Origin of the sequence: Luteibacter sp. SG786 (assembly GCF_011759605.1) — a bacterium.
Lineage (GTDB): Bacteria > Pseudomonadota > Gammaproteobacteria > Xanthomonadales > Rhodanobacteraceae > Luteibacter.
Map to the genome: position 1 here is coordinate 522,905 of NZ_JAAOYX010000003.1, position 13,512 is coordinate 536,416.

General features: G+C 66.1%; 14 protein-coding genes. 3 read left to right on the plus strand and 11 right to left on the minus strand.

The window, feature by feature from the left end:
* Positions 1-46 precede the first annotated feature (46 nt).
* The 4 genes from FHS47_RS18265 to FHS47_RS18280 all read right to left on the minus strand — a co-directional run bounded on the left by FHS47_RS18265 (position 47) and on the right by FHS47_RS18280 (position 3,538).
* Positions 47-394, minus strand: a complete 348-nt coding sequence (locus FHS47_RS18265) for a glycine zipper 2TM domain-containing protein (RefSeq protein ID WP_167031588.1) — start codon at positions 392-394, stop codon at positions 47-49.
* The gene (locus FHS47_RS18270; RefSeq protein WP_208382134.1) at positions 391-1,338 is read right to left on the minus strand and encodes a YihY/virulence factor BrkB family protein; all 948 of its coding nucleotides are present in this window, start codon (positions 1,336-1,338) and stop codon (positions 391-393) included. The genes FHS47_RS18265 and FHS47_RS18270 overlap by 4 nt, the downstream gene beginning before the upstream one ends.
* A gap of 65 nt (positions 1,339-1,403) precedes the next feature.
* A complete protein-coding gene (locus FHS47_RS18275) occupies positions 1,404-2,108 on the minus strand; it encodes an HAD family hydrolase (RefSeq protein ID WP_167031591.1) in 705 nt (234 codons plus the stop codon).
* Between the two features lie 116 nt (positions 2,109-2,224).
* Complete coding sequence (locus FHS47_RS18280) at positions 2,225-3,538, minus strand: carbohydrate porin (RefSeq protein WP_167031594.1); 1,314 nt, start codon at positions 3,536-3,538, stop codon at positions 2,225-2,227.
* Positions 3,539-3,942: 404 nt separating this feature from the next.
* Between FHS47_RS18280 and FHS47_RS18285 the strand changes: the two genes are divergently transcribed.
* Positions 3,943-4,335, plus strand: a complete 393-nt coding sequence (locus FHS47_RS18285; RefSeq protein WP_167031598.1) for a hypothetical protein — start codon at positions 3,943-3,945, stop codon at positions 4,333-4,335.
* A 116-nt stretch (positions 4,336-4,451) separates the two neighbouring features.
* Here the strand turns inward: FHS47_RS18285 and FHS47_RS18290 are convergent, their stop codons facing one another.
* Genes FHS47_RS18290 through FHS47_RS18305 form a run of 4 tightly spaced genes read right to left on the minus strand, consistent with a single transcriptional unit; the run spans position 4,452 to position 8,688 of the window.
* Positions 4,452-5,213 (minus strand): prolyl oligopeptidase family serine peptidase, encoded by a 762-nt coding sequence (locus tag FHS47_RS18290; RefSeq protein WP_208382135.1) that lies wholly within the window; start codon positions 5,211-5,213, stop codon positions 4,452-4,454.
* A 10-nt stretch (positions 5,214-5,223) separates the two neighbouring features.
* Positions 5,224-6,645 (minus strand): cardiolipin synthase, encoded by a 1,422-nt coding sequence (gene cls, locus FHS47_RS18295; protein WP_167031604.1) that lies wholly within the window; start codon positions 6,643-6,645, stop codon positions 5,224-5,226.
* A 22-nt stretch (positions 6,646-6,667) separates the two neighbouring features.
* A complete protein-coding gene (locus tag FHS47_RS18300) occupies positions 6,668-8,062 on the minus strand; it encodes an FAD/NAD(P)-binding protein (protein ID WP_167031607.1) in 1,395 nt (464 codons plus the stop codon).
* Positions 8,063-8,109: 47 nt separating this feature from the next.
* Positions 8,110-8,688: a cysteine dioxygenase family protein gene (locus FHS47_RS18305; protein WP_167031610.1), complete on the minus strand. Its 579-nt coding sequence runs from the start codon at positions 8,686-8,688 to the stop codon at positions 8,110-8,112.
* 176 nt (positions 8,689-8,864) lie between these two features.
* Here FHS47_RS18305 and FHS47_RS18310 point away from each other — a divergent pair, with 176 nt between their 5' ends.
* Positions 8,865-9,149 carry a hypothetical protein gene (locus FHS47_RS18310; RefSeq protein WP_167031612.1) on the plus strand — a complete coding sequence of 95 codons (285 nt, stop codon included), beginning with the start codon at positions 8,865-8,867 and terminating at the stop codon, positions 9,147-9,149.
* A gap of 87 nt (positions 9,150-9,236) precedes the next feature.
* On the opposite strand, the gene FHS47_RS18315 is transcribed toward FHS47_RS18310, so the two are convergent.
* Positions 9,237-9,893, minus strand: coding sequence for an energy transducer TonB (locus FHS47_RS18315; protein ID WP_167031615.1), 657 nt, complete (start codon positions 9,891-9,893; stop codon positions 9,237-9,239).
* A gap of 150 nt (positions 9,894-10,043) precedes the next feature.
* Positions 10,044-10,871 carry a universal stress protein gene (locus FHS47_RS18320; protein ID WP_167031618.1) on the minus strand — a complete coding sequence of 276 codons (828 nt, stop codon included), beginning with the start codon at positions 10,869-10,871 and terminating at the stop codon, positions 10,044-10,046.
* 117 nt (positions 10,872-10,988) lie between these two features.
* Between FHS47_RS18320 and FHS47_RS18325 the strand changes: the two genes are divergently transcribed.
* A complete protein-coding gene (locus tag FHS47_RS18325; RefSeq protein ID WP_167031621.1) occupies positions 10,989-11,651 on the plus strand; it encodes a hemolysin III family protein in 663 nt (220 codons plus the stop codon).
* A gap of 75 nt (positions 11,652-11,726) precedes the next feature.
* Here the strand turns inward: FHS47_RS18325 and FHS47_RS18330 are convergent, their stop codons facing one another.
* Positions 11,727-13,496: a DUF885 domain-containing protein gene (locus FHS47_RS18330; RefSeq protein ID WP_167031624.1), complete on the minus strand. Its 1,770-nt coding sequence runs from the start codon at positions 13,494-13,496 to the stop codon at positions 11,727-11,729.
* Between the last annotated feature and the right edge of the window lie 16 nt (positions 13,497-13,512).

Here is a 13,512-nt window from a genome sequence, read left to right on the forward strand (position 1 = left end):
CGCGGTCTCCGAGGGCATTCCTGCTTGCGACTGCTTCAGCGTCTACTCAATCGTCCACCCAATGGCAGCGACGCTCCGTGTGGTAGGTGGCGTTCTTGTTCTGGTGGTTCTTCTGGATCTGGTTACCGGCATAGCCGCCGCCCACGGCGCCGGCCACGGTGGCCAGGGTCTTTCCCTTGCCGCCGCCCACCTGGTTGCCGAGGAGGCCGCCGGCCACGGCGCCCACGCCGGTGCCGATCAGGCGGTTGTCGTCCTTCGAGTTGATCTGCTTCACCCGCACGTTCTCGCAGACCTGGTGCTGGCTGCGCCGGGACTGCGCTTCAGCCGGCGGCGTGCCGAGAGTGACGGTGCCGGCGAACGCAAGCGCGGCAATGGCGAGCAGTGGGGTCTTCATGTTGCATCCTCCTTTTCGGTGGCCTTCAGGGATACCTCCGGCTTCGTGATGGAGGGGTCAATCCGGGCGTCCTGCGCGGGCCGGGTGGACATGGCGTATGGCCGCGGTTTAATCGGCGTGCCCCGGGCCTCGGCCACCGCCTCGGTCAGCTCCGCGCCCAGCAGCAGGATCAGCGCCGAGTAATAGACCCACACGAGCAGCACCACCACGCCGCCGGCCGGCCCGTAGGGGCCGCCCACGTTGCTGCGGTCGAGGTACACGGCGATGGCGAACTTTCCGACGGCGAAGAGCAGGGCGGTCAGCGTGGCGCCGATCATCGCGTCGCGCCACTCGATGATCGCGTCGGGAAGCACCTTGTAGATGGCGCCGAAGATCAGCACGAAGACGCACAGCGAGATCGCGATCTCCAGCACCTGCCAGCCGGTGGTACCACCGCGCACGAACACCGCGATGAGCGCGCTGGCGGAGAAGGAGATGACCAGCAGGAAGGCGAGGGACAGCAGCAGGCCGAGCGCATGCATGCGCGCGCGCAGCCAACTCAGGATGGCGCCCTTCGTGGACCCGGGTCGGGGTTGCAGGCTCCAGACGCGGTTGAGCGCACCTTGCAGCTGGGCGAACACCGCCGAGGCACCCACGAGGGTGACGCCCAGACCGATCACGCCGGCCATGCTGCCCACGCTGGGTCGTTGCCTGGCGTTTTCGATGACCAGGCGCACCGCTTCCGATGCGCGGGGCCCCACGAGGCCGTTCAGGCTGTCCACGAGCTGGGCCTGCCATTCCGGCCGCAACGAGGCCACGATCCACAGCAGGAGGACCAGCAACGGAGCGAATGACAGGGCGGAGTAAAAGGCCAGCGCCGCGGCGCGGGTCATCAGTTCGTCGTCGCTGAAGCCCCTGGCCGTGGTCTTGACCACCCGCCAGCCCATTGCCAGCTTCGAATGCACGACATGCACCTCTCTTAAGGGGTCTGGCGCCAGCTTCGCGGGCGGGACGCGAAAGAAATGTCGAATCAGGTCGCGTGCATCCGCGCTATCGCCGCCGGAATGCCCTCGGCTCCCGTCACTTCGGCCACGCGATCGCCCATCGCGAAATCGCTTACCAGTTCATGGGCCCAGGTGCTGTGGTAGGGCATGTATACGCCCCAGCCGCCGAGTCCCACCACCGGCGCGATGTCGGACTTCAGCGAATTGCCGACCATGGCGAAGCGCTCCGGCGCTACGCCGAACTCGGCGAAGAGGCGCGCATACGCCGTGGTGTCCTTCTCGGACACGATCTCGATGCGATGGAAGATGTCCGCCAGGCCGCTTCGTGCCACCTTGTATTCCTGGTGGAACAGATCGCCCTTGGTAATGAGCACCACTCGATGCGTGGCCGCCACGGCGGTCACGGCTTCGCGGATGCCTGGCAGGAGTTCGACCGGATGCGTGAGCACGTCCTTGCACAGACGCACGATGCGATGGATGTCGCGGGATTCGATACGCCCGTCGGTCAGTTCGATGGCGGATTCGATCATCGAAAGCGCCATGCCCTTGGCGCCGTATCCGAAGAGGGCGATGTTGCCTCGCTCGGTGGCTAGCAGCGCATCGTGAAGCCCCTGCCGGCCGAGGTCGACATAACGGCCGAGGATAGCCTCGAAGGCTTCCTGGGCCCTGTCGTAGAACTCCTGGCTGCGCCAGAGCGTGTCGTCGCCGTCGAAGCCGACCAGGTCGATCATGATGCGGGAATCCTGTAGGAGCGCGTCTTTGCGCGCGATGCCATTAAGCGGAATCGCAAAGACTGGCGCGAAAACCGGTCGCGCGCAAGGCGCGCTCCTACAGGCAGGGCATGGCCTTAGAACGCAATGCTCGTCTTCAGGCCGAGCACGAACGCGTCGTCATTCTGCTTGCTGCCACCCGGATCCTTGATGTACTGCAGGTTCGGACGGATGGCGATCGACGGAATGGGCGACCAGCTGTAGAACACTTCCGCCACCTTCTCATAACCGTCGTTGACGATGCCTTCCTGGCCCGGGTGCGTGGCATTGAACAGGCGCTGGTTCCTGGCGGCGTAACCGTTGGCGTGCGTACCGGCGATGGCGGCGCCGACGAAGTCGTTCGGTCGGCCGAAGATGCCCTTGTATTCCATGCCCAGGGCGATCTGGTTGTTGGTCGCCGAGGTGGCGTGGTCGGCCGAGGTGACGTTCAGGAACACCGTGGTGCCCCGGCCGCCGGCCTCGCCGGTCACCTGCTGCTGGAAGGTGATCCACGCGCCCTTGCGCGAGCTGCGCTGGAGCGGCTCGCCTCCGGCGGTGGCAAGCGGCTGGCGATCCTCGTTGAGGTAGAGATCGTTGCCCTTCGAGGTGTTATACCAGACGCCCGCGCGGTACGAACCCGGCAGGCCGCCGAGCACCGGCGTCCAGCCGAATTCCAGCGGAATGAGCGCTCCGGTGGTGCCGCCCGGGAAGTCGAGGTCGAGGCCGCGGCGGCGCGCGTAGGAATCGTCGACGTATTTCGGGTTGACCTGATAAGCCGAGAGCTGCACGAAGGTGTCTTTCGTGGTGTCGAACTTCAACGTGGTGGCCCACATGCTGGTGGGCCAGTTCACCCAGTAATCGCCGACGATGTTGCCCGGCTGCGCACCGCAGAAGCTGAGATTCATGAAGTCGCAGGTGAAGCTGGCGACTTCCTCACCGACGGGCATGCGGCCAATCTTCCAGGTGAGCCGGTCGTCGAAGAACTTCTGTTCCAGCTGGAACTTGGTCAGGTGCCAGGTCTGGCCGCGGCCATACACTTCCTGGATGAGCTGGTTGTTGCCGATGTGCGCATCGGCGCCGAGGTCGCGTCCGTTGCGATCGGTCACCATGATCTTGAAGGTGGCGCCTCGCCATCCCCAGAGCTTGTCGAGATCGAACGTGCTGCCGAATTTCCACTGATCCGTATAGCGCGTGATGCGGCGGTCGCCGCCGGAATAGTTGTGCCCGGCTTCGAAGCCATAACCGAAGTCGAACGTGATGCCTTTGTCGGCGAGACGCGTGCGCTCGCCATTCCAGTCACCGAACAGATATTTGCTGTCGGTGCTGTCGTCGGCATGTGCGGTGGCGGTGCCGAAGGCGATGCAGGCGAGCAGGGCGGCAGCGAGGGAACGCGTGGGCGATGAAAGGCGCATGGGGCTTCTCCCTGAAGCAATTTATGATTTCGAGTAAGTCGTTTTCGTTTTTTATGGTTGCAATGCAGTACATCATTCCATGCAGGAACCGCTGCATCATAGTGTTGTTATTGCGGGAATGAAGGCATGTATAGAGCGTGCGCGATTCATGCTTCCGTCGATGTTCAGTCTGTGGGGTGTATCGGCGGATATTCGTGACAACCATCGCAACTTCTCGCGCGAGCGTGTCGTTCGCTCGTGAAAAGCACGACGACTTTGCCCAAGTTATGCCGGGGTTGATTGAATGGGTTTGTCGTGCCGCCGGGCCAGGCGGGTGCGCGCCGCGGAGGTCCGTGGGTCGGGCCATCTGCCGGAGCCGTCATTCGGCGGGCATAATGCGCATCCGGCCCTTTACGAGATATCGCATGCCATACGATCGCACCTGGATGGGTTACGGCATCGTGGGTGCCCTGGAAACAGGCGGTATCGCCTTGCTGGTGGGCATCGTCGTTTATGGCCTGCTTCACCTGCTCGCAAGGGGAAGCGGCTGGAGTCACGGCAAGGAGCTGGCCATTGCCTATGTCTTTTCGGTGGCGCTGTCGGCCGGACAGGACCTGTGGGACCTGTTCTATTTCAACATGGCGCCGCTGCAGTCGTTGACGCTTCTGCGGGCGAAGCTGGCGGCGGTGCACGACCCCGACGCCATCGGTCTGCGCGTGTTCTTCGAGTTCGTGGGCGCCCTGGTGGGCGTGTGCATCGGGTGGGCGATATTCTCGGGCGGAATGAAGAATCTCTTCGACAGCGTCCGGCGTTCCTGACTTCCTGGGCACTGCCACGGTGTACCCATCGATGCGATGTCTGTCTGTGGGAGCCGGCTACGCCGGCGATCCCGCGGGCGAGCACCCATCGCCGCTGAAGCGGCTCCCACAAGTGATCAGCGCTTGTGGGCGAACATCCAATCCCAAAGGTCCGGGGTGGCGTAGGCCTTCTCCCAGGAACCGTGATTCACGCCGGGGAACTCGGTGTACTTCACTTCCTTGCCGCGTTTAACCAGCTCGGCATTCATCCGGCGCGACTGTTCGGTGGGTACCACGTTGTCGTCGCCGCCGTGGAAGATCCAGACGGGGAGCTTGCCGATGCCTTCCGCTACGCGCGCGAACGGATCGGCACCCTTCGGAACGCCGTGGACATAGAGCCTGTCGCGGTCGTCGTCGTCGGAAGTGACGCCACCGCAAATGATGGCGGCGGCGGCGAAGGTATTCGGATGGTCGACGGCCAGTTGCCATGAGCCGTAGCCGCCCATCGACAATCCGGTGAGGTACAGGCGGCTGCGGTCGCCGTGGAACTCCTTGATGCTTTTTTCCAGCGCGGCCATGGCCATGTCCGCATCCGCCGCATCCGTCCATTCCGTGTTGTCCGGCGCTTGCGGAATGACGACCACCGCCGGGAAGTCCATATGCTGCTTCAGCCAGGGCGGCAGACCCTGCGTCATCTGCTTCTGGTTGTCGCTACCCCGTTCGCCGCTGCCATGCAGGAACAGGACGACCGCCGGCGACTTGGCCGTGTCCGCCGGCACGAATACCTGGTAGCGGTACGTCTTGCCGTGGAGTTCGACGCTGCGCTCGACGAAGCGGGCGGGACCGGCGGACGCGGCGCCTGCGAATGCGATGGTGAGGGCGGCAAGGGCTCGAAGCATCATGGTTCCTTCAGAGGATCGGGTCGAAAAGGCGGGCGACATGGAGCGCCACGCGACGGAAATAGGAAAGCCGGCGATAGTCGTTGGGATTGACTTCATCGCTGTTCGCGAAGTCGTTCTCCAGCATGGCTTCGACAGACGCGGCGAATGCCTCGTCGACATTCAATGCCGAGATCTCGAAATTGAGGCGGAAACTGCGGTTGTCGAGGTTCATGCTGCCCACCACCGCCGTGTCGTCGTCGATGAGCATCACCTTCTGGTGCAGAAAGCCCTCGCGGAAGCGGAACATGCGAATGCCCGCCAGCGTGGCCTCGTGTGCGTAGAGCGTGGACGCCATGAACACGGTGCGATGGTCGGGGCGGTCCGGTATGAGAATGCGTACGTCCACTCCACGGAACACGGCGAGCCGAAGCGCGCCGAACACGGCCTGGTCGGGAACGAAATAGGGCGTGGTGATCCACAGGCGTTTCCGCGCGGCATGGATGGCCTGGACGAAGAACAGCGAACAGCTTTCCTGGCGGTCGGCGGGGCCCGTCGCGACGATCATGGTCGCCGCCCGGCCGCAACGCTCCGGCGGCGGCGAGGACGGCGGCCGTTGTCCGGTCACCCAATACCAGTCCTCGGCGAACACGCGTTGCAGATCGGCCACGGCCGGGCCTTCGATCTCCATGTGCGTATCGCGCCACGGCGCGAGAGGGGGCTTGTCGCCAAGGTATTCGTCGCCCGCGTTCAAGCCGCCGACGAAGCCGCGTACGCCGTCCACGACCACCACCTTGCGGTGGTTGCGAAAGTTGAGCTGGAAGCGATTTCGCCAGCGGCGCGTGGCGAAGCGGTGGACTTCCACGCCGCCCTCGCGCAACGTGCCCACGTACGTGTCGGGCAGTGCATGGCTTCCTATGCTGTCGTAGAGCAGGCAAACCTTCACGCCTGCCGCGGCGCGCTCCAGCAGCGCGTCGCGCAGGCGCCGCCCCAGGGCATCGTCGTGGATGATGAAAAACTGCACGAGCACGTAACGCTCGGCACGAGCGATGGCGGCGAACATCGCGTCGAACGTAGCCGCGCCGTCCACGTGGAGAAGGAGGGCGTTCCCCGCATGCATGGCCGTCTGCAACATCCTGCCGATTGCGTCGTAGCGCCGGTCCGCGACAGGCATGGATCGTGACAGGAGGCGGAGGCGACCATGTCGGATGGCTTCCTCATGCAGCATGAAGAAACGGGCCTGCCGTTGCCGGTGCAGGTCGACATAGCCGCCGAAATGGCTGGCGCCCAGGAACAGGTAGGGCACCAGCGTCACGTAAGGCAGCAGCACGAGCCCGAGCACCCAGGCGAAGGCACCCTGTGCCGTGCGGGTGTGCATGACCGCGTGCATGGCGGCGAATACGCCCGCCACATGAAGGCAAAGCGCCGCAACGGCAACCAGGCTTGCGATCATGCGCGCCCGGCCTCCACGCCGCCTACCTGGCGGCAGCCCGCGGGTTTTCCTCCGCCAGGAGCATGTCGGCGATACCCTGGGCCTGTTTGCGTATCTCGGGCATTGCCGTCGATTCCCACAAGGCTCCGCGCAAGAGGCTGCCGATGGCGAAGAGGTTCGTTCGCGGCCGGCCGTTGCCGTCGAGCAGGTGACCGTCCGGCACGGCGGCGAAGCCCATGCCCAGGGGGTCCGGCGTGGCGATGCCGTCGATCACCATCTGGCGGACGAGGGGGTGTTCCGTGCGCTGCGTGTCTGTGTTGAGGCCCACGGTCTGGATCACGACGTCGTAGGCGTCGGTGGAGTCGCCGCCACCGGGCTGCGCGTGTACGACCTCCAGCGAGCCTTCGAGCGACAGGCGTACCGAACGCATGCGTCCGCGCGAGCGGGTGAAGCGTCCTTCGGCCTCGAGCGCGGCGACCTGTGCGGCCACCTGCGGTGGCATGCGATGGCGCGCGCGTTCCCACGCCCAACGCGCGTGGCGCAGGAAGCGGGAACGCTCGCGCATCGGCAGATCCCGCCACAGCGATTGCGTGTGCGGGCGCATGCCGTCCACCACCGTGCGCCAGTCCTCGGCGAGTTCCGTCACGTCGCGCAGCCGGCGCATCCACACGCGCAGGTTCGGGTCGTCGCGCATCGATTCGATCAACTCCCCGCCATCGTCGTGCGGGGCCGAGGCGGCGGCCAGGTGCGGTTCCGGCAGCTTGCCGTGCCGCGACAGCGCATCGAAGTGGGCGTTCGGCCAGCGGGTCGACAGTTCCAGCAGGACGTCGACGGCGGTCAGCCCCAACCCGATGACCAGCACGCGCAGCGGGCGCTCGTCCGGTTCGGCCGAGGCGAGGAACGGCCAGGGGTCGGTGACGTACCTTCCGCTGGCGATCGCCGCGTCTTCCACGCCCGGCAGGGGGCGCGGCGGCAGCGAGCCGATGGCCAGCACGGCGGCGTCCGCGCGCGAGGATTCGTCGCCGTAGCCGATGACGATGCCGTCATCGGAGGGAATGATCGATTCCGCCGCGAACGGCATGATGTTGACGTCGTGGCCGAACGAGCCGGCGTTCTTCACCGCTTGCTGCACCCGCGACTGCAGGAAGTCGCCGTACATGCGCCGCGGCAGGAAATCCGAACCCTTCACCGTGGGGTCGAGGGACTGGGCGTATTCGAGGAAACCGCCAGGCTTGCTGACGAACATGCCCATGGAAGCGGCGCGTACGTTGAGCAGGTGCCGTTGCGACGGCGTGCCATATGCAACGCCCCGGCCGGCCACGGGGCCGCCGGTGTACCAGTCCAGGTGGAGCGGCTGTCGCGTGCGCCGCTCGAGCAACTCGCTTGCCAGCGTCGCCGCCGCTGCGCCACCGCCGATGATGGCGACCTTCTGAAACATTGCTTTGGTCCTTCGCCCGATGGGTGGGGTGGAGGGCCGTGAGACCGTCAGGCCGTCAGGCGTCCCGCGATAATCGATTGCCTCGGTCGTGCGATCCAGTGTCCGGACGGACCGGGCTGCTCATACGCGAGGTACTGTGCCAGATCGCCACCGTACACGTGAAGGGTGAGCGCTGTGTCGTGCCGCGACAAATTGCGGCAGCGATGGGCATGGTGGTCGGTGGCTTCGAACCAGGTGGCGTCGCCCGGTCCCAGCCAGGTGCGGCCCACGCTGCGCAGCGAATGGTCGGTTTCGCCCTTGTCGAACGACTCGACCTCCAGCGCGCCCGAGATCGTGGCTTCCAGACCCCAGAGGCCGCCGTGGTCGTGCACGGGAGTGGCATAGCCCGGTGGCCACGCCAGGACCAGAACGCTTACCGGAGGGCGCGACCGATCGGCGAGCAGCCAGCGCTCGAAGCCGCGCCGACGCTCCCGCAGCGGGCCCAGGGTGTCCGCCAACTCCGCGCTGCGGCCATGCAGGACGCTGCCCAACTCGCGTCCCATGGAGGCGAGGTCAGGATGTGGCACGTCCGACAGGTCGAACGCGATGTCCCGCAAGGTTCTGATGATGGAAAAACGCTTACCCATGGCGGGCGCCCGCTGATACGACTGGCGGGGAGTGGATCATGCGGATCGTTAAACCGTCGTAACTCCTGTCTTTCGGAAGATGTTCGAACGGGTCCTTAAACCCTTTCGCACAGCCCCGCATCGAAGCTGCGACCGCCACCCCGGGGGCGGTCGTTCCGACCACGGAGTGCCCTGCCATGTTCTTTCTTACCTCGCTCGTCGTCCTCGCCGTCGGCTTCTGGCTCGTCTTCGCCTTTGTCGGCATGGTGTTGAAGCTTGTATTCGGCATCATCGGCGGCTTGTTCAGCCTTGTCGGCAGCATTCTCGGCGCCGTGATCGGTGGCGTGGTGATGCTGGCGCTGGCGCCGGTGGTCGCGTTGGCGCTGCTTCCCGTCCTCCTGCCGGTGGGCCTCCTTGCCCTCATCGTCTGGGCCGTGGCCCGGGCCAACCGGAAGCCCGACGTGGTAGTGATGCCTCGCTGAAAGGCGGCGTGCGGGAAGCACGCTGGCGCGGGAAGGGCATCCCTTGAGGCCCTGTCCGCGCGCCAGCGCGCTTTTGCGCAGGGCCGATCAGCCCTTCCTCAGGTCGAAACTCACCGGAATGCGCGCCCACGCGCGTACCGGCTTCCCGCCCGCCGTGGCCGGCTGGAATCGCCAGCGGGCCAGCACCTGCTCCCGCGCGGCCTTGTCGAGCACGGCGTGGCCGCTACTACCCTCGACGACGACCTCCAGCGGTTTGCCCGCTTCGTCCACCAGCACGCGCAACATCACCGTGCCTTCCATGTGCGCCAAGATGGCCACGCGCGGGTAGGTAGGCGGTGGCGCGGCGACGTATGCCAGGGTGGCCTCCACGGGCGCGGAGGACTCGGCCGGCGGCGCGGCCTCGACAGGCACCGGCACCGTGGGGGCTACCGTTCCCTCATCCGTCGGCACCACGGCCACCTGTGGCGGCGCGCTCACGGGCTTGACCACGGGTGCTGCCCGCGCGGACCGGGGAGGCAGGGGCTTGAGCAGGACGGGCGGCGGCGGAACGATCTTCGGTTCGGCGGGATGGTCGATCAGGCGCAACGCCTGCGGCGAGGGCGTGGCGACCGACAGCGTGGCGGCGACAGGGCGCAGCGCGGCAAGAAGCGCGGCGGCGTTGAGGGCGATCGCCGCGCTCAAGGCGACGATTCGGGCGGTATCCGGATGGACTCCGGCGACGGGCTGCGGACGAACGAACGACATGGGCCACCTCCTGCAACGTGGGGGGAAGGTGATGCGCGGTCGGGAACACGGCCGGTGGGGACCGGCGGGGATCGTGTTCGGGTCCGGAGTCAGGTTAGGCGAGGGCGGATGTTCCGCACAAGCGCCGTGTGGCGGGAACGGACGCCCGGCTCAGTGCGCCACGAGCATGGGCACGTCGGATTGCATGAAGAGGAAGCGTGTGGTGCCGCCCAGGACCATCTCGGAGAGGCGCGAGCGCCCCCAGGCGCCCATGACGATGAGATCTGCACCCTCGGCATGCGCGGTGTCGAGCAGCGCGGGACCGGGTGCGGAAAGTGCTTTCTCGTCGAGACGGCGAACGTCGGCCTTCACGCCGTGGGAGTCGAGCCAGCCGCAGATGTCGGAGTCGGGCAGGGCGCAGGTACCGACGTCTTCGTCGCGGCTGCCGTCGATGACCGTGACCCGCGTTGCCTTACGCAACAATGGCAGCGACGAGCGCACCGCCAGCGCGGATTCCCTGCTGCCGCTCCAGGCCACCAGCACGTGTTCCCCCAGGGTTTCGACGGGGGCGGCTTCCGGCACCACCAGCACGCCGCGGCTCGACGCGAACACCGTGCGCGACACGATGCCGAAACCGACAGGCGCGTCGCCGCGCATCGTCGAGGAGCGTTCCATGACCACGAGGTCGTATCCCGCCGATGCATGCGCGAGCAGCGACACCGTGTCGCCATTGCCCACCCGCCACTTGCCTTCCAGGTGCCGCGACGCGAGCAGGGCGGCCCAGTCGGCGGCCACCGCCTTGGCGTCGCTCGCCCGTTGGCGCACGGCGTCCAGCTGCATGGGCACCGCTTCGGGAACGGTATAGGCGGCTGCGGGCAGATCCACCACGTACAGCGCGTCGAGGCGCGCGCCCAGCCGTGTGGCCATGGCCAGCGCGGCGCGCAGGCCCGCGCCCTGGGGCGGGAGGCGGCCGATATGCACGAGGAGTTCGAGAAGCATGGCCCATGGAACAACGCCGGGCACGGGGCGGTCAATGGTCGCGTTGCGCCCCCGAAGCCGCCATGGGCGACCGCCTTGGGCTAACCTTCGCGATCAGGCCACAGGAAGAAAACAACCATGGTTCTCGACAGCACGCCGCGCTATCCCTTGGGCGAGGAAGTCGCCAGCAGCGTGATCCACGGCATCGGCCTCGTGCTCAGCATCGCCGGACTGGCCGTGCTCGTGGCGTTTTCGGCCATGTACGGCGGCGCGCGTGCGGTGGTGGCCAGTTCCGTCTTCGGTACCACGCTGATCCTGCTCTATACCGCCTCGACGCTTTATCACTCGATTCCCGGCGACATGCCGAAGCGCGTCCTGCGCACGCTCGACCATATCGCCATCTTCCTGCTCATTGCCGGCACCTACACGCCCTTCACCCTGCTGGCCCTTCCGGGCGCGTGGGGCTGGGGGCTGTTCGGCACGATCTGGCTACTGGCGATCCTCGGCAGCGCGGCGGAGCTTGGCTTGCTCAAGCGCTACCGCAAGGCGGCGGTGGCCATGTACGTGGCGATGGGCTGGGTGGCCGTGATTGCCATCGAACCGTTGCGCGACAACGTGCCCGCCGGCGGCCTCGCGCTGCTGTTCGGCGGCGGCGTGGCCTATACGGCGGGCGTGCCCTTCTACATGGCGCGGAAACTGCCTTACCACCACGCCATCTGGCATTTCTTCGTGCTCGCCGGCAGCGTGCTGCATTACCTGGCGGTGCTGCTCTATGTGATTCCGAACGCGTCGGGGCACTGAATTGTGATGTAGGAGCCGCCATGGCGGCGAGAATCTACCTCGCCGCTATAGCGGCTCCTACAGGAGCGGCACCTGCTATTTCTTTTTCTCCTGCGACGGAATGAATCGCGTGCGCACCGCCTCTGCGAGCAGATCCGGCGGCAGCAGTCCCTGGGCGATCAGGAAGTCGTTGAAGGCCTTGCGATCGAACTTGTCGCCTAGCCGGGTCTGGGTTTCCGCGCGCAGCTGAAGGATGCGCGTGTAGCCGTAGAAATACGCCGTGGCCTGGCCGGGCGAGTTCAGGGTGTAACGGTCCAGTTCCTGGCGGGCCATGGGTTCCGAGAGACCGACGTCGTGCACGAGGATGTCGTGCGCCCGTTCGCGCGTGACCATGCCGAGGTTGAGCATCGGGTCCAGGAACGCGCGGGCCGCACGCAAGAGGCGGAACTGCAGGGCGATGAACTGTCCCGCGGGCGGCTCGTAGGGCAGCATTTCCGCTTCCGCGTAGAGCGCCCAGCCCTCCACGTTCACGCTGTTGAAGGCGAACAGGCTACGCGTGAGCGACACGCCCTGTTCCACCATCGCCGCGAACTGCAGCTCGTGGCCGGGCCGGCCTTCGTGCGCGGTGAGCGTCCATGCCGCAGCTTCGAAGGTGAAATCGTCGTACATCTGCGTCTTGTCGCCGTCGGCCGGCGGATTGCCCGTGGTGAGCACGAAGGTGCCGCGCTGGCCGGTGTTGCCGACGAACGGCGGCGGATCCATGTGCGGCGCCGGCGTGCGGGCGTTCTCCGCCTCCGAAGCCAGGCGCATCGCCATTTCCCGCTTCGGCAGTTCGACGATGCGCTGGCTGCGGATGATGTCCTCGATCTTGCCGATCACCGCGTGATAGGTGGGTTCCACCTTGTCTTTTGCCAACTGCTTTTTCTTCAGCGCCTTGAGCACGTCGCGATAGTCGCCGTCGGGCAGGCCTTCCGCCTTGGCCACGACGGGAGCGAGCATCTGCATCGCGTAGGTGGTTTCCATGAATTCCAGCTGCGCCCGCTCGATCAGTTCGCGGGGCGAGATGTCCAGGCCCACCTGCTCGAGGTTGTACGCATACAGCGGCTCGGGAAGGCGGAAGTCGGTGCGCGCGTGCGGCAGCACGGTCTTCTTCACCCAGGCGTTGTAATCCTTGAGTTGCTGGTCCAGCTTCGCCATGGCCTCTTCCGTGCCGGCGATTTTCTTCTCTGCGAACAGCTTGCGGATGCCGTCGACATAGCGCTGCGTGTTGCCCAGCTTCTGCTCGACGTCGGCTTTCACGGGCCCCAGCAGCGACTTGTCGCCCAGCTTTTCGGTGGTACGGGCTTTCGCCTGGTCCACCAGGGGCGTGCAGCCCGGCGCCATGCCCACGTAGCACTTCAGACGACCCAGCGCGGCCTTGTTCTGCTCGGGTTTGCTTTCGGCGTTCAGCAGCGAGAACTCGCCGCTGAAGACGATCTGTCCGGCGTCGAACCAGGGCAGCAGGTACTTGTCGTTCAGGTCGATGCCCTTGATGCTGCCGTCGATCTGCTTGAGAAGGATCTGAAGGTCCTGCTTGACGTTGGGGTCCTTTTCTTCGGCGAGCCGCTTCTTCACTGTGTCACGTACTTCGACGAGGGCCGCACGCTGGCGCTTGTTCACGTCCGGGCCGAGATCGACGGTCTTTTCGTCGTAGCCCTTCAGGCCGATATCGGTGGCCGATTCGGGGCTGAAGCGGGCCGTGACGTCGAGCAGCGGCTGCGCGTCGGCGTTGCTGCGGGCGATCCAGGCTGGCTGTGTGGCGGGTTCTGCGTGCAGGCAGCCGACCGTCAGCGTGACGGCGGCAGCGAGCGTGAGTCGTCGGAACATGCGTGTCTCCCCGTTT

Coding starts and splice junctions, on each gene's coding strand:
- FHS47_RS18265 (WP_167031588.1), bottom strand. CDS start 394: ATGAAGACCCCACTGCTCGCCATTGCCGCGCTTGCGTTCGCCGGCACC.
- FHS47_RS18275 (WP_167031591.1), bottom strand. CDS start 2,108: ATGATCGACCTGGTCGGCTTCGACGGCGACGACACGCTCTGGCGCAGC.
- FHS47_RS18280 (WP_167031594.1), bottom strand. CDS start 3,538: ATGCGCCTTTCATCGCCCACGCGTTCCCTCGCTGCCGCCCTGCTCGCC.
- FHS47_RS18285 (WP_167031598.1), top strand. CDS start 3,943: ATGCCATACGATCGCACCTGGATGGGTTACGGCATCGTGGGTGCCCTG.
- FHS47_RS18290 (WP_208382135.1), bottom strand. CDS start 5,213: ATGCTTCGAGCCCTTGCCGCCCTCACCATCGCATTCGCAGGCGCCGCG.
- cls (WP_167031604.1), bottom strand. CDS start 6,645: ATGATCGCAAGCCTGGTTGCCGTTGCGGCGCTTTGCCTTCATGTGGCG.
- FHS47_RS18300 (WP_167031607.1), bottom strand. CDS start 8,062: ATGTTTCAGAAGGTCGCCATCATCGGCGGTGGCGCAGCGGCGGCGACG.
- FHS47_RS18305 (WP_167031610.1), bottom strand. CDS start 8,688: ATGGGTAAGCGTTTTTCCATCATCAGAACCTTGCGGGACATCGCGTTC.
- FHS47_RS18310 (WP_167031612.1), top strand. CDS start 8,865: ATGTTCTTTCTTACCTCGCTCGTCGTCCTCGCCGTCGGCTTCTGGCTC.
- FHS47_RS18315 (WP_167031615.1), bottom strand. CDS start 9,893: ATGTCGTTCGTTCGTCCGCAGCCCGTCGCCGGAGTCCATCCGGATACC.
- FHS47_RS18320 (WP_167031618.1), bottom strand. CDS start 10,871: ATGCTTCTCGAACTCCTCGTGCATATCGGCCGCCTCCCGCCCCAGGGC.
- FHS47_RS18325 (WP_167031621.1), top strand. CDS start 10,989: ATGGTTCTCGACAGCACGCCGCGCTATCCCTTGGGCGAGGAAGTCGCC.
- FHS47_RS18330 (WP_167031624.1), bottom strand. CDS start 13,496: ATGTTCCGACGACTCACGCTCGCTGCCGCCGTCACGCTGACGGTCGGC.